Below are 752 nucleotides of genomic sequence, written 5' to 3' on the forward strand. Positions count from 1 at the left end.
AGCTTCGGTGGAGGCATCGGTGGGATACTACCCTGGCTGTATTGAAATTCTAACCCGCGCCCCTTATCGGGGTGGGAGACAGTGTCAGGTGGGCAGTTTGACTGGGGCGGTCGCCTCCTAAAGAGTAACGGAGGCGCCCAAAGGTTCCCTCAGAATGGTTGGAAATCATTCGCAGAGTGTAAAGGCACAAGGGAGCTTGACTGCGAGACCTACAAGTCGAGCAGGGACGAAAGTCGGGCTTAGTGATCCGGTGGTTCCGCATGGAAGGGCCATCGCTCAACGGATAAAAGCTACCCCGGGGATAACAGGCTTATCTCCCCCAAGAGTCCACATCGACGGGGAGGTTTGGCACCTCGATGTCGGCTCATCGCATCCTGGGGCTGTAGTCGGTCCCAAGGGTTGGGCTGTTCGCCCATTAAAGCGGTACGCGAGCTGGGTTCAGAACGTCGTGAGACAGTTCGGTCCCTATCCGTCGTGGGCGCAGGAAATTTGAGAGGAGCTGTCCTTAGTACGAGAGGACCGGGATGGACGCACCGCTGGTGTACCAGTTGTCTTGCCAAAGGCATCGCTGGGTAGCTATGTGCGGAAGGGATAAGTGCTGAAAGCATCTAAGCATGAAGCCCCCCTCGAGATGAGATTTCCCATCACGTAAGTGAGTAAGATCCCTAGAAGATGACTAGGTAGATAGGTCAGAGATGGAAGCATGGCGACATGTGGAGTTGACTGATACTAATCGATCGAGGACTTAACCA

Annotated in this window: 1 rRNA gene; it reads left to right on the forward strand. The window is 54.9% G+C overall.

Features of this window, described 5'->3' with window-relative positions:
- A 23S ribosomal RNA gene (locus JI667_RS21285) occupies nt 1-752 on the forward strand; the annotation flags it as partial.

This window comes from Bacillus sp. NTK074B, assembly GCF_017303375.1.
Taxonomy (GTDB): Bacteria; Bacillota; Bacilli; order Bacillales; family Bacillaceae_B; genus Rossellomorea.